We start from the raw sequence: 18,536 nt of genomic DNA on the forward strand, positions 1-18,536 counted from the left end.
TATGGTGGTGGGTCTAATGCGGCGGCGCGCGGAATGCAGGCATGCGCGTCCCCCGCACGGTGGCCGCAAGGCAACCGCGCCGGGTGAAGCCGTCGTTTATCGGGGAAAAGCGGTTGTTACCAGCGCGCCTGGAAGGCGTCGCGCAACTCAGCCAGTGCGCCGTCGGGCAGCGCCGCGCGGGCGGCGAAGCCCGGCGTGTCTTTCATCGTCATCCATAGCTTGGCGGTCTCCTCCAGTTCTTCCAGCGCGAACGCGGCGCGCGAGACGCTGGACTCCCACACCACCGGACCAAGCCGCTCCAGCAGCACGCCGCGCACCTGCGCAGCCAGCGTGGCCACGCGCGCGGCCACCGCCGGATCGCCGGGGCGATGGTAGGGAATCAGCGGGATATGGCCGACCTTCATCACGTAGTAGGGCGTGAGCGGCGGCAGTACGTCGTCCGGTTGCCAGACACCGGCCAGCGTCAGGGCCACAAGGTGCGTCGAGTGCGTGTGCACCACGGCGTGCGCCCCGGGGTTGTTGTCGTAGATCGCGCGATGCAGCGTCAGCGTCTTGGACGGCTTGTCGCCGGAGATCCAGCTGCCATCGGTGGCCACCTTGGCGACCGCGGCCGGGTCCATCATGCCCAGGCAGGCATCGGTCGGTGTGATCAGCCAGCCGTCGTCCAGCCGCGCGCTGATGTTGCCGGCCGAGCCTACGGTATAGCCGCGCTGGTACAGGCTGGCGCCGATGCGGCAGATCTCTTCGCGCAGCTGGTTTTCGGTACTCATGGCTGGCCTCCAGGCTGGCGCAGCGCCTCTTCAAAGAAGTCCGGGCCGCCGAAGTTGCCCGACTTGAGCGCCAGTGCCAGCGGCTTTGCGTCCAGCGTGACGGTGGCCGGCACGCCCGGTGCAATCTGCGCGCCGATACGCAAGGCGCGCACGCCCAGCGCCTGCACCACCGCGCCGGAGGTTTCCCCGCCGGCCACGACGAAGCGGCGCGTGCCGCGTGCCAGCAGCCCGGCGGCAACCGTGGCCAGGCACTGTTCGACCAGGTGTCCTGCGCGCTCAACGCCCAATTCGGCCTGCACGGCCTTGACTTCGTCGGGGCTGGAGGTCGCATAGATCAGCACCGGCTCGTCATGACCGGCGGCAAAGGCCAGCGCCGCGTCGGCCACGGCTTCGCCGCGCGCCAGCGCGAGCGGGTCGATGCGCAGCGCCGGGCGGCCTTGCTCCAGCCAGCGCGCCACCTGGCCGTTGGTCGCGCGCGAGGCGCTGCCGGCCAGCACCACGCCCGGGCCGTCGATGGCCGGCACCGCGTCGGCGTCGCCGCGCTGCGGCAGCAGGCCGGCGCGGCGGAAATTCTCGGGCAGGCCCAGCGCAATGCCGGAGCCGCCGGTAATCAGCGGCAGGCCGGCGCAGGCCTCGCCCAGCGTGAACAGGTCCGCGTCGGACACCGCATCGGCAATCGCCAGCCGCACGCCGTCGCTGCGCAGCGCGGCAATGCGCTCGGCGGTGGCCTGCGCACCGCGTGCCACGGCGTCGTAGCGCAGCAGCCCGACCTTGTTCTTGCTCTGCCGCTGCAGCACGCGCACCAGGTTGGCGTCGGTCATCGGCGTGAGCGGGTGGTGCTCCATGCCCGATTCATTAAGCAGCACGTCGCCCACGAACAGGTGACCACGGAAGATAGTGCGGCCGTTCTCGGGGAAGGCCGGGCAGGCGATGGTGAAGTCGCTGTCCAGCGCGGCCAGCAGGGCCTCGGTCACGGGGCCGATATTGCCGGCATCGGTCGAGTCGAAGGTGGAGCAGTACTTGAAGACAAACTGGCGGCAGCCCTGCGCGCGCAGCCATTGCAGCGCGGCCAGCGACTGGGCCACGGCCTCTACCGCCGGGATGGTGCGGGACTTCAGTGCCACCACCAGCGCATCGGCTTCGCCAATGTCCTGCACGGCGCCCACGTCGGGCAGGCCGATGGTCTGCACCGTGCGCATGCCGTTGCGCACCAGCGTGTTGGCAAGGTCGGTGGCGCCGGTGAAATCATCGGCGATGCAGCCCAAGAGCGGGCGATGGGGGCGATGGGCGAGGGTGCCTGCGGTCATCGTGTTTCCCTCTTATTCGGCCTTGCCCGGCAGTTCGATGCCCGGGAAGATCTTGATCACGGCCGAGTCGTCCTCGCCGCCATGCCCGGCGGTCGAGGCCATCATGAACATCTGGTGCGCGGCCGCCGACAGCGGCAGCGGGAATTTGCTGTGGCGCGCGGTGTCGAGCACCATGCCCAGGTCCTTGACGAAGATGTCGACCGCGGACAGCGGCGTGTAGTCGCCCTTCAGGATATGGGGCACGCGGTTCTCGAACATCCACGAGTTGCCCGCGCTGTGGGTGATCACGTCATAGAGCGCATCCGGGTCCACGCCTTCGCGCAGGCCCAGTGCCATCGCTTCTGCGGCCGCGGCGATATGCACGCCGGCCAGCAGCTGGTTGATGATCTTGACCTTGGAGCCAGCGCCGTGCGCGGCGCCCAGGCGGTACACCTTGCCGGCGATGGCGGCCAGCACGTCCTCGGCCAGTGCATAGGCTTCGGCGGGGCCGGAGGTCATCATCGTCATCTCGCCGCTGGCGGCACGCGCGGCGCCGCCGGAGACCGGTGCGTCCAGCATCAGCAGGCCCTGTTCCGCCAGCCGGCGGCCCAGCGCCTGGGCAAAGCCCGGCGGCACGGTGGCGCTGGCGATCACCAGCTTGCCCGGCTGCATCGCGGCCGCGGCACCGTTGGCGCCGAACAGCACGGCTTCGGTCTGCTGTGCGTTGACAACCAGCGTCAGCACCACGTCGCAACGGCTGCCCAGCTCGGCGGGCGAGGCGCACGGCACGCCGCCGGCATCGGCAAAGCGCTGCAGCACCTCGGGGCGCAGGTCGCACGCGTGCACGTTGAAGCCGGCACGCAGCAGCGACTGCGCGACACCAAAGCCCATGGCACCAAGGCCGATGACGCCGATATTCCTGGACATGAAGGGACTCCTGAAACAGATACGGATAATTCGATGGTTCGGGGTTGCGCGTGCGTCAGTTGGTGGCGCCGTGCGCTTCGCCGCTCTCGTCCGCACCCAGCTGGGCCAGCCGGTGCGCGGCGTTGTACATATGGTTCTGCGCGGCATTGCGCGCGGCCAGCGGGTCGCCGGCGCGGATGGCGGCGACGATGGCCTGGTGTTCCTCGCGTACCTGGCGCGAAAAGTCGGCGCGGCGCGCCTCATTGGTCCGGGTCACGCGCGTGGCCGCTTCCAGGTACTGGCTGAGGAAGGCCAGCGTCTTCAGAAAATACGGGTTGCCGGTGGCCTCGGCAATGGCGCGGTGAAAGGCCACGTCCGCGGACACGCCGTCGCCGCCTTGCGCAACCTCTTCGTCGAGGCGGGCCAGCGCGGCGTCGATGGCCGCCATCGACGCATCGGTGCGGCGGCGGGCGGCCTGCGCGGCCACCTCGGCCTCGATCGCGCGGCGCAGCTCGACGATCTGCAGCACCGATTCCAGCGTGCCGGTGTCGGTGTAGTCGATGCGCAGCGGCCGGATGCCGGCCTGCAGCGTTACGAACACGCCGCTGCCCTGGCGCGACTCGACCACGCCTTCATATTTAAGCCGCGAGATCGCCTCACGCACCACGGTGCGGCTGACACCGAATTCCTCCGACAGCACCGCCTCGGTCGGCAGCTTGTCGCCGCGGGCAAAGGCGCCGCTCTGGATCTTGTCCAGCAGTTGTTCGGCGACGTTGTCGGTCAGGGCGCGGGCAGGGACTTTCTGGAACACGGAAGTCTCCGGGGTCATTGGGTAATAAGGTCATCATACAAATTTGCTAAAGGGATGCCTCCCCGGGCAAACCCTAGTGTGGTGCAGGAAATATAGCTTTTGATCCACTTTGGTGCGATATGCGCGCCCCGCACCGCTGGCGTATCATGAGCGCCCGCCCGGATTTCGGGCGCCGCCATTCAACCAGCCTGATTGCACCGCCATGCCAGCCACCGTCCTGATCTGCCCCTGGTCCGAAGCCCGCGAACGCGCGCGCGCCATCCGCTACACCGTCTTCGTCGAAGAGCAGGGCGTGCCGGTGGAGCTGGAATGGGATGAATGGGACGAGCCAAGCTGGCACGCGCTGGCGCTGGCTGAGGATGGTACGCCGGTGGCCACCGGCCGGCTGCTGCCAGATGGTCATATCGGCCGCATGGCCGTGCTGAAAACCGCGCGCGGCACCGGCGTCGGGGCGCTGGTATTAGAAGCGCTGATGGAGAAGGCGGAGCAGCTTGGCTACCCGGAACTGGTACTCAATGCGCAGACGCACGCGGCGCCGTTCTATGCGCGCGTGGGCTTTGCGCAGGTGGGGCCGGAATTTGAAGAGGCCGGCATCCCGCACGTGGAGATGCGCAAGCGCGTGGCCGGCTGAACGCCGGGAATCCGGGCTTCAGCGCGGCGCGGGCACGATGCCGGTGTCGCGTTGCAGGTTCAGCTTGCCGTGGAAGTTGACGTCGCCGATGCGGCCGTCGGCGTCGAAGCTGCGCTCGCTCAGGTCGAAACGGCCATCGTGGCGCACGCGCAGCACCGTGCTGGCGCGCGTGCCGTACAGCGGCGAGCGGATAAATGCCGACGACAGCAGCTTTTCCCATTCGGGCGCCACGCCCGTGGAAGGCAGTTCGAAATCCGCGGCCTGGCGCGCGTCGGCGAGCATTTGCAGGTAGGGCTCGGCGCTGGCGTTGGCCTGGCCGCTGTCGGCGGCCAGCACTTCGGCCAGCGCGCCCACGCGGCTGCGCACCTTGGGCCAGGGCGTGTCGAGCAGGGCGTTGGACAGGCCGTACAGCCCCGGGCGCAGCCGTTGCGGCTGGCGCGAGGCGGAGCGGTTGCTGTACCACCAGAGTTCACGCAGGTCGCTCGCCAGCAGGTTGAAGCCGTTGTAGCAGCCGTCTTCGCCGGCGAGGCCGTCCAGGTAATCGAACGGGGCCGCATGGCCGCGCAGGAAGCCGGCCACCAGCTCGCCGCGCGAGCGTGCGTCGGTGCGTTTTTCGGACGGGGCGCGGTAGTTGGTCAGTGCGGCGAAGCGGCCGTCGGCGTTGACGCCCATCCACGTGCCGGGCTCGCCGATGACTTCCGCCAGGTCGCGCCCGGCCAGCACCTGCGGCGCATCCTGCCACCAGTGCGCGGCCGCCGCGGGGCGGACATAGAATTCATCGCGGTTGCCGGCGACGACCAGGGCATAGTCCGGGTGGGATTGCCAGGCAACCAGGATCAGACACATCGCTTTGCTTCCTTTGCCGCCGGGGTTGCTGCCGTGGCACCCGGCGTACTTCAGTCCAACGGCAGCCGGGACGCCTACAGCACGTCCAGGTCGACAAAGTGCTCGGCCCGCCGCTCGCCATCCACCCATTGGTCCAGCCCGCTCTGCCGCCACAGGCCTTCCAGCGTGGCATCGAAAGCGGGCGGCACGTCGGCGTAGCACTCCATCCAGGTCTGCACGCCGGCGCGGGTTTCCGGCCTGCGCATCAGCGTACCACCAATTCCGGTTGCTTCGGCGACCGTCTCCATCCAGCGGTGCCAGTGCGGCAGCGCCTCGGCGGCGACGGCTTCCGGGACGCGGAAATAAACGTAGAGGTGATCACTCATGGCAGGTCCTGTGGGTTCAGCCAGCGGCCTGGGCGGCCTCGCCCAGCGGCACCTCGTAGGGCAGGGTGGCGGTGGCCACCGCCGCGCCCTCGGCGCTGCCCAGGCGCAGAGCACTGGCGGCGGCATCGATCTTCAGTTCGGCCAGCCCGGCCCAGCCGCCCTGGGGCGCTGGCGCGGCATTGACGATCATGCCGCACGGCTGGCCCGGATCTTCCGGACGATAGATTTCAGCCGCGGGCGCCGGCACTTCGCCTTCGCCCTGCACCAGCCACATGCGGCGCTTGAGCGTGCCGCGGTACTGGCTGCGCGCCACGATTTCCTGGCCGGGATAGCAGCCCTTGCGGAAATTGACGCCGCCCACCAGTTCGAAATTGATCATCTGCGGCACGAACTGCTCTTGCGTGGCCGCGACAATGCGGGGCAGGCCCGACTGCACTTCCAGCCAGTCCCACAGCGCGGGCGGCGCATCCTGCAGCGTGGCGGAAAGCGCCGCGCGCACCGCCTCGGCACGCCCGGCCGGCAGCACCAGCTGCCAGCGCGGCTGGCCGGCGCCATCCGGCAGGCGGATCACGGTGACGCCGGCGGCCTCGGCCACGGCAAAGGCGGCCTCAGGCACAGGCAGGCCGGCAGCGGCCAGCGCCCCGGCCGCGCCGGCCCCGGCGAGACCGAGGATTGCGTGGGCGGGGGTGACATCGGACAGCTTGGCCTTGGCGCGCAGCACGAACATCGACAGGCGCTTCTGCACCGGGGCCTGGATGTCGGCCGACAGCTGCAGCACGATGCCTTCGGCATCGCGCCACATCAGGAAGGTGGCGAGCAGCCGCCCCTTGGGCGAGCAGTAGCCGGCCAGCCGGGCCGCGCCGGCCTTCAGGTCTTCGACCGCATTGGTCAGCTGGGTGTGCAGGAAGCTGCCGGCATCGTCGCCGGCCACACGGACCAGGCCGAGTCCGGCCGGGCTGCAGACAATGCCGCTGCCGCTCAGCGCTTCAAGGTTGGCGGCGAGTTCCTGGGCTTGGGCATTCATCACTGGCATTGCGTGGCAATCATTGAGGCAATTCGGGAGTGGGAAGGCACCGTCATGCGCCGTGCCGGGTGAGCCGGCAAGCGGCGCCCGCGCCGCGGCGCATGGTCGGTGCGAGGCTGCCGGTTATTATATGGGGCTATGAGATTTTCGGCCGGCGCCGGCAGCACGTGGTGGCAAGCGGTGGTGCGCAAGCCCGCCGACGGATGCGGTCAGCCGCCCCTATTCCTGATACATGAAACGATTTTTCCTTAGTCTTGGCCTGGCCATCCTGGTGTTCGCGCTGGCTGCCGCGGGCGCGTTCGCGTGGTGGGCCAATCACCCGCTGATCCTCAACAAGTCGCCCGTGGAAGTGGTGATCAAGCCCAATTCCGGCGTCGCCAGCGTCGGCCGCCAGATCCAGCGCGGCGGCGTCGGCATGGACCCGCGGCTGTTCATGCTGCTGGTGCGCCTGAGCGGCCACGGCCCTGACCTGAAGGCCGGCGGCTATGAATTCGAGACCGGCGCCACGCCGCTGTCGATCATCGGCAAGCTGGCGCGCGGCGAGGTCACGCACTATGTGGTCACGGTGATCGAGGGCTGGGAATTCCGCAAGATGCGCGCCGCCGTGGACGCCAGCCCGGCGCTGCGCCACGACACCCAGGGCATGTCCGACGCGGACCTGATGAAGGCAATCGGCGCGGCCGAGACTTCGCCCGAAGGGATGTTCTTCCCGGATACCTACCTGTTCGCGCGCGGCAGCAGCGATGTCGATCTGTACCGGCACGCCTACCGTGCCATGCAGCGGCGCCTGAACGAGGCCTGGAGCGCACGCTCGCCCGACCTGCCATACAAGACCCCGTACGAGGCCCTGGTGATGGCGTCGATCGTCGAGAAAGAAACGGGCCAGGCCGCCGAACGCCCGATGATCGCCGCCGTGTTCATCAACCGGCTGCGCAAGAACATGATGCTGCAGACCGACCCGACCGTGATCTACGGCCTGGGCGATGGCTTCGACGGCGACCTGCGCAAGCGCGACCTGCAGGCCGACACCCCGTACAATACCTACACCCGCACCGGCCTGCCGCCCACGCCGATTGCGCTGCCGGGGCTGGCCTCGCTGGCGGCGGCGACCACGCCGGCGCCATCCGACGCACTGTACTTCGTCGCCCGCGGCGACGGCAGCAGCCATTTCTCCAACTCGCTTCCCGAACACAACCGCGCGGTCGACAAGTACCAGCGCGGCAAATAGGCATTCCATGCGCGGAAAATTCATCACGTTTGAAGGCATCGACGGCGCCGGCAAGAGCACCCATATCGACTGGGTCGCCGACCGCCTGCGCGCACGCAGCGATATTGCCGGCGTCGTCACCACCCGCGAGCCCGGCGGCACGTCGCTGGGCGAAGACCTGCGCCAGATCCTGCTGCATCGCAAGATGCACCTGGAAACCGAGGCGTTGCTGATGTTCGCGGCCCGGCGCGAGCATATCGCCGAGGTCATCGCCCCCGCGCTGGAGCGCGGCAAGTGGGTGATTTCCGACCGCTTCACCGACGCCACCTTCGCCTACCAGGGCGGGGGCAGGGGCCTGGCCACCGAGCGCCTGGAAGTGCTGGAAGACTGGGTGCAGGGCGGCCTGCAGCCGGACCTGACGCTGCTGTTCGACGTGCCGCTGGAAACCGCCAGCGAGCGCCTGGCCGGAGCGCGCGCGCCCGACAGGTTCGAATCCGAATCGCGCGCGTTCTTCCAGCGCACCCGCGATGAATACCTGCGCCGCGCGGCCCAGTCGCCGCAGCGCTTCCGGGTGATCGACGCCACGCGTAGCATTGCGGACATTCGCGATGAACTTGAAAAAATCATCGCAACGGTCTGATTTTTTTGCCGATATATATCTGACGTGATAGATGTGAGCGCCGCGCCATTGTGGCATTCGTAATCACAGGGCTATCACAGGTAAAACTTGAAGTTAGATCGCTAACCCACTGATTCACATGCTATATCCCTGGCAGAAGGAAGACTGGCAACGGCTCGGCGCACTGCGTGAACGGCTGCCACATGCCTTGCTGATCCATGGCCAGCAAGGCATCGGCAAGCGCGACCTGGCCCTGCATTTCGCGCAGGGGCTGTTGTGCGAGGCGCCGCTGCCGGACGGCCAGCCCTGCGGCCAGTGCGCCGCCTGCCACTGGTTCAGCCAGGGCAATCACCCGGACTTCACCGTGGTGCGGCCCGAGGCGCTGGACGCCGCGGCCGAGGCCGAGACCGACGAGGGCGGCAAGAAGAAGGCGCCCAGCAAGATCATCCGCATGGAGCAGGTGCGCGCGCTGATCGAGGCCGTGGGCGTGGGCACGCACCGGGCCGGGCTGCGCGTGGTGGTGGTGTATCCGCTCGATGCGCTGCAGACCGAGGGCGCCAACGCACTGCTGAAGACGCTGGAAGAGCCGCCGCCGTCCACCGTGTTCCTGCTGGTGACCGACCGCCTCGACCGTATCCTGCCGACCATCCTGTCGCGCTGCCGCCAGTTCTCGGCCCAGCGCCCGACGCCGGAGGCTGCGCTGGCCTGGCTGGGCGGCCAGGGCGTGGCCGATGCCGAGGCCCAGCTGGCGCTGGCCGGCGGCTCGCCGCTGACCGCGCTGCATGCCGCCGAGGCTGAGGAGCAGCCGCTGCAGCGCTGGCTGGTCGGCCAGCTGGGCGCCGCCGCCGGGTTCGATGCCTCCGCGGCGGCCGAGCAACTGCAGAAGCTGCCGGTGCCTGCGGTGCTTGGCATCCTGCAGCGCTGGACGTACGATCTGCTGACGCTGCGCCTGGATGGCAGCGCCGCGCCGCGGTACTTCCCCAAGGAACGGGCCGTGCTGGCGCGCTGCGCCGGGGCCACCGACGCGCACCGCCTGCAGGCCTTTGCCACCCGGTTGGCCGCGCACCGCCGCAGCGAGAACCATCCGCTGGCGGCACGCCTGGTGATGGAAGCGGTATTCCTGGAATACCGCCAGCTGTTCCGGTAGTTCGCCTGGCAGTCAAAAAAAGAAGCCATAACAACAAGCAGCACACGGTCATTCAAGGGGTCAACCATGAACACAGCAGTCGCCGGCGCACCGCCCGCTGCGCCAACTGGCAGCGGGGCGGCATCACGCCCCAATGTGCTGTCCTTGTCGATCAAGGACCAGGCCGGGCTGTATGCGGCCTATATGCCGTTCCTGTCGCGCGGCGGCATCTTCGTGCCGTCGAACCGGCCGTTCCGGCTGGGCGAGCAGGTGTTCCTGGTGCTGTCGCTGCTGGACCGGCCGCAGAAATACCAGATCGCGGGCCATGTGGCCTGGATCACCCCGGCGGGCACGCCGATGAAGACCCCCGGCGTCGGCGTGCATTTCCCGGACGACGACAACGGGCGCAACCTGCGCCGGGCGGTGGAGGAGATCCTGGGCAAGATGCTGGAATCCGGGCGCCCTACGCAAACTTTATGAACGTTGTGAGGTTGTTCTCACAATTTTTTGATTTTAAATGAATTTTTCGCTTCGAATTGCCGAGCCCCGCGACCTGCCGGGCATCGTCGCCATCTATAACAGCACCGTGGCCTCGCGCATGGTCACCGCCGATACAGAACCGGTCACGGTGGCCTCGCGCCAGGCCTGGTTCGATGCCCACCAGCCCGGGCGCCGCCCGCTCTGGGTGTGCGAGGACGCCGACGGCCGCATGGCCGGCTGGATGAGCTTCTCTGACTTCTATGGCCGCCCGGCCTACGGCGCCACCGCCGAGGTGTCGATCTACCTCGACGCGCAGCGCCGCGGCCAGGGGCTGGGCCGCTACCTGCTGCAGCAGGCCATCGAGCATGCGCCCACGGTTGGGGTGAACACGCTGCTCGGCTTTATCTTCGGCCACAATGCGCCCAGCCTGGCCCTGTTCGCGTCGCTGGGCTTTACGCGCTGGGGCGACCTGCCGCGCGTCGCCGTGCTCGACGGTCTAGAGCGCGACCTGATCATCGTCGGCCGCCGCGTGGACGTGGCCTGAGCCACTCGCACCAGAGATTCCCCATGTTTGTCGATTCCCACTGCCATATCGATTTCCCCGAGCTGGCCGCGCGCCTGCCGGAACTGCTGGAGAACATGCGCGCCAACCAGGTCACGCATGCGCTGTGCATCTCGGTCACGCTGGAGGACTTCCCGCGCGTGCTGGCGCTGGCCGAGCAGCATCCCAACCTGTACGCCTCGGTCGGCGTGCATCCGGACTACGAAGAGGGCGAGGAACCCACGCTGGAGCGCCTGGTGGAACTGTCCGCCCATCCGCGCGTGGTCGGCACCGGCGAGACCGGGCTGGACTACTACCGCCTGAACGGCCGCAGCATCGCCGACATGGAATGGCAGCGCGAGCGCTTCCGCACCCATATCCGCGCCGCGCGCCAGACCGGCAAGCCGCTGATCATCCATACCCGCTCGTCGGCCGACGACACGCTGCGCCTGATGCGCGAAGAGAACGCGCGCGAGGCCGGCGGCGTGATGCACTGCTTTACCGAGACCTGGGACGTTGCCCGCCAGGCCCTGGACGAGGGTTTCCATATCTCGTTCTCGGGCATCGTCACCTTCAAGAGCGCCGCCGACCTGCAGGAAACCGCGCGCAAGGTGCCGCTGGAGCGCATGCTGATCGAGACCGATTCGCCCTACCTGGCGCCGGTGCCGTACCGCGGCAAGACCAACGAACCTGCCTGGGTGCGCCATGTGGGCGAGTTCATCGCGCAACTGCGCGGGGTGCCGGTGGAACAGGTTGCGGAGCAGACTACGGAAAATTTCTTCAATCTATTCAAGCATATTGACAGGGAATCGCATGTTTAACATGAAGTTTGCCCGACGCGCTGCCGGCGCCCTTGCGCTGGCCGCCGCCACGCTGGCGCAGGCCGCGCCCGCCGACGACATGCGCAAGGCCGTTGAATTCGACGACGCCAACACCGTCAAGAAGCTGCTGGCCAAGGGCGTCGATCCCAATCTGGTGGACAGCCGCGGCAACCCGGCGCTGGTGCTGGCGCTGCGCGAGAAGTCGCTGAAGGCGGCCACGGTGCTGATCCGCGCCAAGGACATCGATTTCGACAAGGCCAACCCGGCCGGCGAGACGCCGCTGATGATGGCCGCGCTGCAAGGCGAGCTGGACATGGTCAAGCTGATGGTCGACGAGATGGAGGCCGAGATCAACAAGACCGGCTGGACCCCGCTGCATTACGCGGCCACCAACGGCCACAACAACGTGGTCAAGTACCTGGTCGACCAAGCCGCCTATATCGATGCCGAAAGCCCCAACGGCACCACGCCGCTGATGATGGCCGCGCGCGGCGGCCATATCGAGACCGTCAAGCTGCTGCTGGACGAAGGCGCCGACATGCGCCTGAAGAACCAGCAGGGCATGACCGTGATCGATTTTGCCGAGCGCTACAACCAGGCCGAGATCGCCAAGGGCCTGAAGGCCCGCTGGCAGAAGCTGTACCCGCAGACCCCGATCGTGCCGGCGCCGCCGTTGAAGGCGCCCACCGGCGAGCCCGGCGGCAAGCGGCCCGCCGCGCCGCAGAGCAAGAGCTGGTAAGCCGGCCCGGCTGCGATGGCCACGGTATCGCGCCTGCGCCAGTGGGCGCGCGGGCTGAAAAACAGCCTGCTGACGCTGTGGTTCTGCAGCCGCCACCCCGATACGCCATGGGCGGCGCGGCTGCTCGGCGCGCTGGTGGTGGCCTACGCCTTCAGCCCGATCGACCTGATCCCGGATTTCATTCCGGTGCTGGGCTACGTCGACGACGTGCTGCTGGTGCCGCTGGGTATCTGGCTCACGCTGCGGATGATCCCGGCGGCCGTGAAGACCGAATGCCGCGGCCGCGCCGAAGCCTGGCAGGCTGCCAATGCGCAACGGCCGCGCAATCGCGCGGCCGCCATGGTCATCGTGCTGGTGTGGGTGCTGCTGGCCTGGCTGGCGTGGCGCTGGCTGGCGCCACGCTGAAGCGCGCTCAGACGTCGTCCGCCAGCCGCACGCCCGTGAACTGCCAGCGCTGGTGCGGGTAGAAGAAGTTGCGGTAAGTGGCCCGGATATGCGATTCGGGCGTGACGCACGATCCGCCGCGCAGCACCATCTGGCCGTTCATGAACTTGCCGTTGTACTCGCCCACCGCACCCGCGTTCGGGCGGAAGCCCGGATACGGCAGGAAGGCGCTGCCGGTCCATTCCCACACATCGCCGAACATCTGGCGCAGCACGCCTGAGGTGTTCTGCCGGTCCGGCAGCGGCCGCAGCGCGCGGCCTTCAATAAAATTCCCGGTGGCCGGCAGGCTGCGCGCCGCGTGCTCCCATTCGGCCTCGGTCGGCAGCCGGCGTTCGGCCCAGCGCGCGAACGCCTGGGCCTCATAGAAGCTGACGTGGGTGACGGGGCTGTCCGGGTCGACCGGATGCATCCCACGCAGCGTCATCTGCCACCACGTGCCTTCGCGTTCTTCCCAGTAGAGCGGGGCCTGGATGCCTTGCTCGCACACCCAGCGCCAGCCGTCGGACAGCCACAGCCCGGCAGTCTGGTAGCCGCCATCCTCGATGAATTCAAACCATTGCCGGTTGCTGACCGGGTGCGAGCACAGCGTGAACGGCGCCAGGTAGACCTTGTGCCGCGGCCCTTCGCAATCAAAGGCAAAGGTCTCGCCGCGGTGGCCGATCTCCACCAGGCCGCCGTCAAAGCCGATCCAGTCCGGCGCGGGCCGAGGGTCGGCGATCACCGGCTCGGGCAGTTCCGGGGCAAAGGCGGGGCGCAGCGGGTTCTGCGCAAACAGGTGCAGGATATCGGTCAGCAGCAGTTCCTGGTGCTGCTGTTCATGCTGCAGGCCAAGCATGATCAGCGCCGCCTCGTCATCGGTCTGGGCGCTGCCCAGCAGCGTCAGCATCGATTCGTCCACGGCCTCGCGGTAGGCCAGCACCTCGTCCAGCGAGGGGCGGCTCAGCAGCCCGCGCTGCGGCCGCGGGTGGCGCGGGCCGACCGCTTCGTAGTACGAGTTGAAGAGGAAGCGGTAGTCCGGGTCCACCGGCTCGTAATCCGGGACGCGCGCAGCCAGCACGAATTCCTCGAAGAACCACGTGGTGTGCGCCAGGTGCCATTTTGCCGGGCTGGCGTCGTCCATCGACTGCACGGTGGCATCGGCATCGGACAAGTCGGCCACCAGGGCCTCGGTGGCGGTGCGTACGTGGCGGTACTGCGAAAGCAGGGCGGGTTCGTGCGGCGGATGGAGGGCGGCGGCTGGCAGCAGGGCTGAAGTCATGCGGGCTCCCGGGAGTGGATCGGTCGATGACTGCAGGCGGCAGGACAACCGCGGACAAAGAGCCGGGGCCGGCGCGCCGCCCATGGCACGCGGGGCGCCGTAGCGCCCCGATCCATCATAGACCCGATCCGTCCGCGCGGCGAGCCGGCGCCGTCCTACGGCGCCGGCCGGCCTCTCGGGACCTCAGGCAGCCAGGCGGCTGGCGTCGTTCAGCGCCGCGATTTCGGTGCGGGCGCTGGCCAGGCCGGCTTCGCGGAACTGCGGGCCCATGGCCAGGCCGTGGGCACGCACGTAGGTGATGTCGGTGATGCCCAGGAAGCGGAACACGATGTCGACGGTCTTTTCGTGCAGGTCCAGCTCATTGGCATCCTGGCGCACGCCGCCGCGCGACGACACCACGATCACGCGCTTGCCGCCGGCCAGGCCCACCGGGCCGTTCTCGGTGTACTTGAAGGTGCGGCCAGCCTGCGCGATGCGGTCGATCCAGGCCTTGAGCTGGCTGGGGATGCTGAAGTTGTACTGCGGCACGCCCACCACCAGCACGTCGGCGGCCAGGAATTCGGCCAGCCATTGCTCGGTGCGCTGCAGCTCGGCTTCCTGCACGGCGTTCAGGCCTTCCTTCGGGCCGCCCAGCACGGGCAGCAGGTTGCCGGACAGGTGCGCCGGAGCGTCCTGGTCCAGGTCGCGCACGGTGACCTTGGCGCCCGGGTTGGCGGCGACGAGGTCGGCCACCACGCTGGCGGTCAGGCTGCGCGAAACGGAGTTGTCGCCAAGGACGCTGGAATCGATCTGCAGGATGTTCATGTCTTTCTCCACAAGGGTGGGTTGCGATGGATGAAAGATAGCGGCTGGCCATTGGTATCGGTAGTGAGGCAAAATGCAAATGATTGTTCTACCGGCGCAACGCCAGTCTGGCTGCCGCGCGGTGATCCCGGAGCCATCCATGCAAGACCTCAACGACTTGTCCCTGTTTGCCCAGGTGGTCGAACATGGCAGTTTTTCCGCGGCCAGCCGCGCCACCGGCGTGCCCAAGTCGCGCCTGAGCCGGCGCATCGCCCAGCTGGAGCGCGACCTGGGCGTGCAACTGCTGCGCCGGACGACACGCCAGGTGCGCGTCACGCCGCTTGGTGAATCCTTCTACGAACGCTGCCGCGCCATGCTTAATGAGGCCAAGGCGGCCCGCGAGGTCATCGAGCAGGCGCGCGAGCAGCCCGGCGGCACGCTGCGCGTGAGCTGCCCGATCGCCATCGCCCAGATCCTGCTGGCGCCGGCCATTGGCCATTTCATGCGCGCCAACCCGGCCGTGCGCATTGAGCTGGAGACCACCAACCGGCGCGTGGACGTGATCGGCGAAGGCTTCGACCTGGCCCTGCGCGTGCGCGACTCCATGGAGGACTCCAGCCTGGCCGTGCGCACCTTCGGTGAAAGCCAGGTGATGCTGGTGGCCAGCCCCGCGCTGCTGGACAGCATCGGCCGCCCGCGCACGCCGCAGGCGCTGGACGGCATGCCGGGCGTGGGCCAGCAGCCGCACGACGGCAAGCATGTCTGGACCTTGCGCTGCAAGACCAGCGACTCGATCCAGATTGCCTATGACCCGCGCCTGGTCACCGATGACTTTGTGCTGCTGCGCGAGGCGGCGATCGCCGGCGCGGGCGTGGCCATGCTGCCGCGGATGTATTGCCGCGATGCGCTGGAAAGCGGCGAGCTGGAACTGGTGTTGCCGCAGTACGACATGCCGGTCGGCACGCTGCATGCGGTGTTCCCCTCGCGCAAGGGCGTGACGCCTGCCACCCGGCGCTTTCTCGACTTCCTTGGCGAGGTCCTGCCCGAGTGCGCCTACAAGGCCGGCATGCTTGAGCCGCGGCAGCCGGCGATGCACCGGGTGGTGTAGCGCAAGCCTTCCGAATGCGGCGTGGAGGATCGGCGAGGTGGTGTGCCGGTCGCATCCCGGCCAGAAAGCAGTCTCGTATTTGCGGCTTTACCTTCACGCCCCCTCGCACTAAGGTACAGGGGCGAAGCTCGCGCGTGAGGGTAAAGGCGCTTGGCTTCGACAACCAACTCGACAGACAACGGCAAGGAGAACGGCCATGGGTGGCTCTCAGGGTTCCCAGGACTTGGGCAAGGCGCTGCTGCGCATCGTGCTTGGCGTGCTGATCCTGATGCACGGCATCGCCAAGCTGACCGGTGCGACCGGCATGGGCTTTGTGGCGAAGGTGGTCGCCGACGCCGGGTTGCCGGCATGGCTGGTCTATGGCGTCTACATTGGGGAAGTCTTGGCACCGATTCTGCTGATCATCGGCCTGTGGAGCCGCCTGGCCGCGCTGATCGTTGCGATCAACATGCTGTTTGCGGTGGCGCTGGTGCATACCAAGCAGCTCGGCATGCTGGCCGATACCGGCGGCTGGGCGCTTGAGTTGCAGGGGATGTTCATGGGCGCGGCGCTGGCGGTGGCCCTGCTGGGGGCAGGCCGGCTCAGCGTGGGCGGCATCAATGGCAAGATGAATTAGCCGATCGGGTCAGATGGCGTACGGTGCGCCGGCGTTCCGGTGCCGGTGGCGCGTGCGCGTGGCGGCATGACTGCTTGTGCGCGCTGCCGCGGACTCATGGAGATGGATCGTGAAACCCTTCCGGCAGCTCTTTCCGGTGGTGGCCGCGGCGCTGGTCCTGTCAGGCTGCGCCAGCGTGCCCGACATCAAGACCGACTATAACCGCAGCACGGATTTCAGCGTCTATCGCAGCTTCGGCTTTGTCGAGCACCCTGGCACCGACGGCCAGGGCTATGAAAGCCTGACCACCCAGTACTTCAAGTCCGCCGTGCAGCGGGAACTGACCGCACGCGGCTACCGCTATGCGGCGCAGTCGCCGGACTTGCTGGTCAACTTCAACGCCCGGCTGCAGGAGAAGGTCCAGGTCAGCCCGGCGCCGACGCCGATGATGGGCTACTACGGTTATCGCGGCGGGCTGTATGCGCCGTGGCCGGGCTACGGCTTCTATAACGACGTCTATACCTACACCGAAGGCACGGTCAACATCGACCTGGTCGACCGGCGCCAGATGAAGCTGGTCTGGGAAGGCGTGGCGGTGGGCAGCGTGAACACCAGCGACAAGGCCAGCGCCCAGCAGCGCATCGACAAGACCGTGACGCAGATCTTTGCCAGGTATCCGTTCCGGGCCGTGCAGTAGCGCCGGCTCCGGGCCATGTCAGGCCGGCGGCGTTGCCGCCGCCCGGTCGATGGCATCCGCGACAAAGACCTCGGCCGGCTTGGGCGCGGACCACAGGTAGCCCTGGCCCAGCGGGCAGCGCAGCGCCAGCAGCGCCGCCCGCTGCGCGTCGGTCTCGACACCTTCGGCCACGCACTCCAGACCCAGCTCGCGCGCCAGGTTGATCATGTTGCGGCAGATCGCGGCACGCTGGCCATGCCCGTCGACATCGACAACGAACGACCGGTCGAGCTTCAGCTGCGTGAAAGGCAGGTCCGCCAGCAGCTTGAGCGTGGCGATGCCAACGCCGAAATCGTCGATCGCCACGCCATAGCCCAGCAGCCGCAAGCGGTTCATCGCGACCGACAGGGCCAGCGGATCGGGCACCGGATAGCCCTCGGTCAACTCCACCGTCAGCGCCTGGCGCGGCACGCCGCTGGCGGCCACCAGGGCATCAAACGCCTCCAGCACACCGGGCCGGCACAGGGTTTGCGCCGACGCATTGATGCCCAGCGCAATGTGGATGCCCACCGCGCGCAGCCGCTGCTGCGCTGCCAGGCACTGGCGGGTCACAAAGAAGAACACCGGGTCGGCCGCATCCAGCGCTTCGAGCCGTGGGATAAAGATGTCGGGCTGTACCAGGCCGTGTTCGGGATGGCGCCAGCGCACCAGCGCCTCGGCGCCGGCCAGCCGGCCGCTGGCAATGTCGTGCTGGGGCTGCAGCATGACCAGCAGGTCCGTGCCCGAGCGGGTGGCGGCGACCAGTTCTGCGTCGTTGGGTGACCACGGGGGCGCGGCGGATTTGCCGGCTGGCTGGCGCACCAGCGCATCGGCCAGGATCTCTTCCACCGCATCGCGCGACAGCGGCTTGCGCAGCGCGTGCACGCGCGTGATGCCGGCGGCGTGCGCCAGGCCGCGGTTTGAATCCAGGATGTCCTCTGCCAGCGCCGTCACCCAGACCCACACCGGCGCCGCCCCGGCAAAGGCATGCTGCTGGCGCCGGTGCAACTCCGCAATCAGCTCGGGGCCGTTGCCGCCAGGCATTTCGATGTCGCAGAGCACGATGTCGAATGGTTCGCGTGCAAGGATCTCGGCCGCCTGCGCCCCGTTTTCAGCGGATACCAGGGTCTGCACGCCCAGATGCCGCAGCAGCCCCTCGGCCGCGACCCGCTGGAACGGATGGTCTTCAACGACAAGAACGCGCAGACTGGCGTAGCGGATCGGCATGGGGGAGGGGAGGCGGCAGGCCGCCTGGCGTGCAATTCGATCGGGGGGGCGCATGGTAGCGCGGCGCCGCTGCGCCAACCACCGGATGGCGCAAAGTCTGGTGCCGCTGGCATGCGGAATCGCACAGGGATCACAGAGGGATCGTAGCGCAATCGCCCCGGAAACGCGCTGCGTTACGAATATTTGCGCTTTCCGAGTCAATCGCCGCCTGCCATAACCGCTACAATCGCTGCC

General features: G+C 68.2%; 22 protein-coding genes. 12 read left to right on the forward strand and 10 right to left on the reverse strand.

Annotated elements, in window-relative coordinates; genetic code table 11:
- Nucleotides 1–116 precede the first annotated feature (116 nt).
- From A3A5_RS0136630 to A3A5_RS0136645, 4 genes are read right to left on the reverse strand one after another with little or no spacing between them, the layout of a single operon-like run.
- Nucleotides 117–770, reverse strand: a complete 654-nt coding sequence (locus tag A3A5_RS0136630; RefSeq protein WP_018315398.1) for an aldolase — start codon at nt 768–770, stop codon at nt 117–119.
- On the reverse strand, nt 767–2,077 hold the full coding sequence (otnK, locus tag A3A5_RS0136635; protein ID WP_051108615.1) for a 3-oxo-tetronate kinase: 1,311 nt from the start codon (nt 2,075–2,077) through the stop codon (nt 767–769). The genes A3A5_RS0136630 and otnK overlap by 4 nt, the downstream gene beginning before the upstream one ends.
- Nucleotides 2,078–2,089: 12 nt before the next feature.
- Nucleotides 2,090–2,983, reverse strand: coding sequence for an L-threonate dehydrogenase (gene ltnD, locus A3A5_RS0136640; protein ID WP_018315400.1), 894 nt, complete (start codon nt 2,981–2,983; stop codon nt 2,090–2,092).
- A 55-nt stretch (nt 2,984–3,038) separates the two neighbouring features.
- Nucleotides 3,039–3,773, reverse strand: a complete 735-nt coding sequence (locus A3A5_RS0136645) for a FadR/GntR family transcriptional regulator (protein ID WP_026201492.1) — start codon at nt 3,771–3,773, stop codon at nt 3,039–3,041.
- Nucleotides 3,774–3,975: 202 nt separating this feature from the next.
- On the opposite strand from A3A5_RS0136645, the gene A3A5_RS0136650 reads away from it, so the two are divergent.
- On the forward strand, nt 3,976–4,404 hold the full coding sequence (locus A3A5_RS0136650; protein WP_026201493.1) for a GNAT family N-acetyltransferase: 429 nt from the start codon (nt 3,976–3,978) through the stop codon (nt 4,402–4,404).
- A gap of 18 nt (nt 4,405–4,422) precedes the next feature.
- Here A3A5_RS0136650 and A3A5_RS0136655 read toward each other — a convergent pair whose 3' ends face one another.
- The 3 genes from A3A5_RS0136655 to A3A5_RS0136665 form a co-directional block, all read right to left on the reverse strand.
- Nucleotides 4,423–5,250, reverse strand: a complete 828-nt coding sequence (locus A3A5_RS0136655) for an NRDE family protein (RefSeq protein WP_018315403.1) — start codon at nt 5,248–5,250, stop codon at nt 4,423–4,425.
- Nucleotides 5,251–5,324: 74 nt separating this feature from the next.
- The gene (locus A3A5_RS0136660) at nt 5,325–5,615 is read right to left on the reverse strand and encodes a DUF4936 family protein (protein ID WP_013956564.1); all 291 of its coding nucleotides are present in this window, start codon (nt 5,613–5,615) and stop codon (nt 5,325–5,327) included.
- A 16-nt stretch (nt 5,616–5,631) separates the two neighbouring features.
- Nucleotides 5,632–6,648, reverse strand: coding sequence for a folate-binding protein YgfZ (locus A3A5_RS0136665; RefSeq protein ID WP_081624080.1), 1,017 nt, complete (start codon nt 6,646–6,648; stop codon nt 5,632–5,634).
- Nucleotides 6,649–6,871: 223 nt separating this feature from the next.
- Between A3A5_RS0136665 and mltG the strand changes: the two genes are divergently transcribed.
- The 8 genes from mltG to A3A5_RS0136705 all read left to right on the forward strand — a co-directional run bounded on the left by mltG (nt 6,872) and on the right by A3A5_RS0136705 (nt 12,577).
- Nucleotides 6,872–7,867, forward strand: a complete 996-nt coding sequence (mltG, locus tag A3A5_RS0136670; protein ID WP_026201494.1) for an endolytic transglycosylase MltG — start codon at nt 6,872–6,874, stop codon at nt 7,865–7,867.
- A gap of 7 nt (nt 7,868–7,874) precedes the next feature.
- Nucleotides 7,875–8,486: a dTMP kinase gene (gene tmk / locus A3A5_RS0136675; protein ID WP_013956567.1), complete on the forward strand. Its 612-nt coding sequence runs from the start codon at nt 7,875–7,877 to the stop codon at nt 8,484–8,486.
- A gap of 118 nt (nt 8,487–8,604) precedes the next feature.
- The gene (locus A3A5_RS0136680) at nt 8,605–9,612 is read left to right on the forward strand and encodes a DNA polymerase III subunit delta' (RefSeq protein ID WP_018315406.1); all 1,008 of its coding nucleotides are present in this window, start codon (nt 8,605–8,607) and stop codon (nt 9,610–9,612) included.
- Between the two features lie 66 nt (nt 9,613–9,678).
- Complete coding sequence (locus A3A5_RS0136685) at nt 9,679–10,071, forward strand: PilZ domain-containing protein (RefSeq protein ID WP_026201495.1); 393 nt, start codon at nt 9,679–9,681, stop codon at nt 10,069–10,071.
- 37 nt (nt 10,072–10,108) lie between these two features.
- Nucleotides 10,109–10,615: a GNAT family N-acetyltransferase gene (locus A3A5_RS0136690; RefSeq protein WP_018315408.1), complete on the forward strand. Its 507-nt coding sequence runs from the start codon at nt 10,109–10,111 to the stop codon at nt 10,613–10,615.
- Nucleotides 10,616–10,638: 23 nt separating this feature from the next.
- Nucleotides 10,639–11,433 (forward strand): TatD family hydrolase, encoded by a 795-nt coding sequence (locus tag A3A5_RS0136695; RefSeq protein ID WP_013956571.1) that lies wholly within the window; start codon nt 10,639–10,641, stop codon nt 11,431–11,433.
- Nucleotides 11,426–12,172, forward strand: a complete 747-nt coding sequence (locus tag A3A5_RS0136700) for an ankyrin repeat domain-containing protein (protein ID WP_026201496.1) — start codon at nt 11,426–11,428, stop codon at nt 12,170–12,172. The genes A3A5_RS0136695 and A3A5_RS0136700 overlap by 8 nt, the downstream gene beginning before the upstream one ends.
- Before the next feature lie 15 nt (nt 12,173–12,187).
- Complete coding sequence (locus A3A5_RS0136705) at nt 12,188–12,577, forward strand: YkvA family protein (RefSeq protein ID WP_018315410.1); 390 nt, start codon at nt 12,188–12,190, stop codon at nt 12,575–12,577.
- Between the two features lie 7 nt (nt 12,578–12,584).
- Here A3A5_RS0136705 and egtB read toward each other — a convergent pair whose 3' ends face one another.
- Nucleotides 12,585–13,874, reverse strand: a complete 1,290-nt coding sequence (gene egtB, locus A3A5_RS0136710) for an ergothioneine biosynthesis protein EgtB (protein WP_018315411.1) — start codon at nt 13,872–13,874, stop codon at nt 12,585–12,587.
- Between the two features lie 183 nt (nt 13,875–14,057).
- On the reverse strand, nt 14,058–14,678 hold the full coding sequence (locus tag A3A5_RS0136715) for an FMN-dependent NADH-azoreductase (RefSeq protein WP_018315412.1): 621 nt from the start codon (nt 14,676–14,678) through the stop codon (nt 14,058–14,060).
- A 139-nt stretch (nt 14,679–14,817) separates the two neighbouring features.
- Here A3A5_RS0136715 and A3A5_RS0136720 point away from each other — a divergent pair, with 139 nt between their 5' ends.
- From A3A5_RS0136720 to A3A5_RS0136730, 3 genes are all read left to right on the forward strand, one after another.
- On the forward strand, nt 14,818–15,765 hold the full coding sequence (locus A3A5_RS0136720; RefSeq protein WP_018315413.1) for a LysR family transcriptional regulator: 948 nt from the start codon (nt 14,818–14,820) through the stop codon (nt 15,763–15,765).
- A gap of 196 nt (nt 15,766–15,961) precedes the next feature.
- Complete coding sequence (locus tag A3A5_RS0136725) at nt 15,962–16,381, forward strand: DoxX family protein (protein ID WP_026201497.1); 420 nt, start codon at nt 15,962–15,964, stop codon at nt 16,379–16,381.
- A gap of 109 nt (nt 16,382–16,490) precedes the next feature.
- Complete coding sequence (locus A3A5_RS0136730; protein WP_018315415.1) at nt 16,491–17,057, forward strand: DUF4136 domain-containing protein; 567 nt, start codon at nt 16,491–16,493, stop codon at nt 17,055–17,057.
- 18 nt (nt 17,058–17,075) lie between these two features.
- Here A3A5_RS0136730 and A3A5_RS0136735 read toward each other — a convergent pair whose 3' ends face one another.
- Entirely contained in the window at nt 17,076–18,302 is a 1,227-nt protein-coding gene (locus A3A5_RS0136735; RefSeq protein WP_018315416.1) for an EAL domain-containing protein, read from the reverse strand.
- Nucleotides 18,303–18,536: the final 234 nt, after the last annotated feature.

The organism is Cupriavidus sp. UYPR2.512, assembly GCF_000379565.1.
Lineage (GTDB): Bacteria > Pseudomonadota > Gammaproteobacteria > Burkholderiales > Burkholderiaceae > Cupriavidus.

Bases quoted from the DNA above. Each gene is read 5' to 3' on its own strand.
- A3A5_RS0136630 (WP_018315398.1), bottom strand. From the start codon at position 770: ATGAGTACCGAAAACCAGCTGCGCGAAGAGATCTGCCGCATCGGCGCC.
- otnK (WP_051108615.1), bottom strand. From the start codon at position 2,077: ATGACCGCAGGCACCCTCGCCCATCGCCCCCATCGCCCGCTCTTGGGC.
- ltnD (WP_018315400.1), bottom strand. From the start codon at position 2,983: ATGTCCAGGAATATCGGCGTCATCGGCCTTGGTGCCATGGGCTTTGGT.
- A3A5_RS0136650 (WP_026201493.1), top strand. From the start codon at position 3,976: ATGCCAGCCACCGTCCTGATCTGCCCCTGGTCCGAAGCCCGCGAACGC.
- A3A5_RS0136655 (WP_018315403.1), bottom strand. From the start codon at position 5,250: ATGTGTCTGATCCTGGTTGCCTGGCAATCCCACCCGGACTATGCCCTG.
- A3A5_RS0136660 (WP_013956564.1), bottom strand. From the start codon at position 5,615: ATGAGTGATCACCTCTACGTTTATTTCCGCGTCCCGGAAGCCGTCGCC.
- A3A5_RS0136665 (WP_081624080.1), bottom strand. From the start codon at position 6,648: ATGCCAGTGATGAATGCCCAAGCCCAGGAACTCGCCGCCAACCTTGAA.
- mltG (WP_026201494.1), top strand. From the start codon at position 6,872: ATGAAACGATTTTTCCTTAGTCTTGGCCTGGCCATCCTGGTGTTCGCG.
- tmk (WP_013956567.1), top strand. From the start codon at position 7,875: ATGCGCGGAAAATTCATCACGTTTGAAGGCATCGACGGCGCCGGCAAG.
- A3A5_RS0136680 (WP_018315406.1), top strand. From the start codon at position 8,605: ATGCTATATCCCTGGCAGAAGGAAGACTGGCAACGGCTCGGCGCACTG.
- A3A5_RS0136685 (WP_026201495.1), top strand. From the start codon at position 9,679: ATGAACACAGCAGTCGCCGGCGCACCGCCCGCTGCGCCAACTGGCAGC.
- A3A5_RS0136690 (WP_018315408.1), top strand. From the start codon at position 10,109: ATGAATTTTTCGCTTCGAATTGCCGAGCCCCGCGACCTGCCGGGCATC.
- A3A5_RS0136695 (WP_013956571.1), top strand. From the start codon at position 10,639: ATGTTTGTCGATTCCCACTGCCATATCGATTTCCCCGAGCTGGCCGCG.
- A3A5_RS0136700 (WP_026201496.1), top strand. From the start codon at position 11,426: ATGTTTAACATGAAGTTTGCCCGACGCGCTGCCGGCGCCCTTGCGCTG.
- A3A5_RS0136705 (WP_018315410.1), top strand. From the start codon at position 12,188: ATGGCCACGGTATCGCGCCTGCGCCAGTGGGCGCGCGGGCTGAAAAAC.
- egtB (WP_018315411.1), bottom strand. From the start codon at position 13,874: ATGACTTCAGCCCTGCTGCCAGCCGCCGCCCTCCATCCGCCGCACGAA.
- A3A5_RS0136715 (WP_018315412.1), bottom strand. From the start codon at position 14,678: ATGAACATCCTGCAGATCGATTCCAGCGTCCTTGGCGACAACTCCGTT.
- A3A5_RS0136720 (WP_018315413.1), top strand. From the start codon at position 14,818: ATGCAAGACCTCAACGACTTGTCCCTGTTTGCCCAGGTGGTCGAACAT.
- A3A5_RS0136725 (WP_026201497.1), top strand. From the start codon at position 15,962: ATGGGTGGCTCTCAGGGTTCCCAGGACTTGGGCAAGGCGCTGCTGCGC.
- A3A5_RS0136735 (WP_018315416.1), bottom strand. From the start codon at position 18,302: ATGCCGATCCGCTACGCCAGTCTGCGCGTTCTTGTCGTTGAAGACCAT.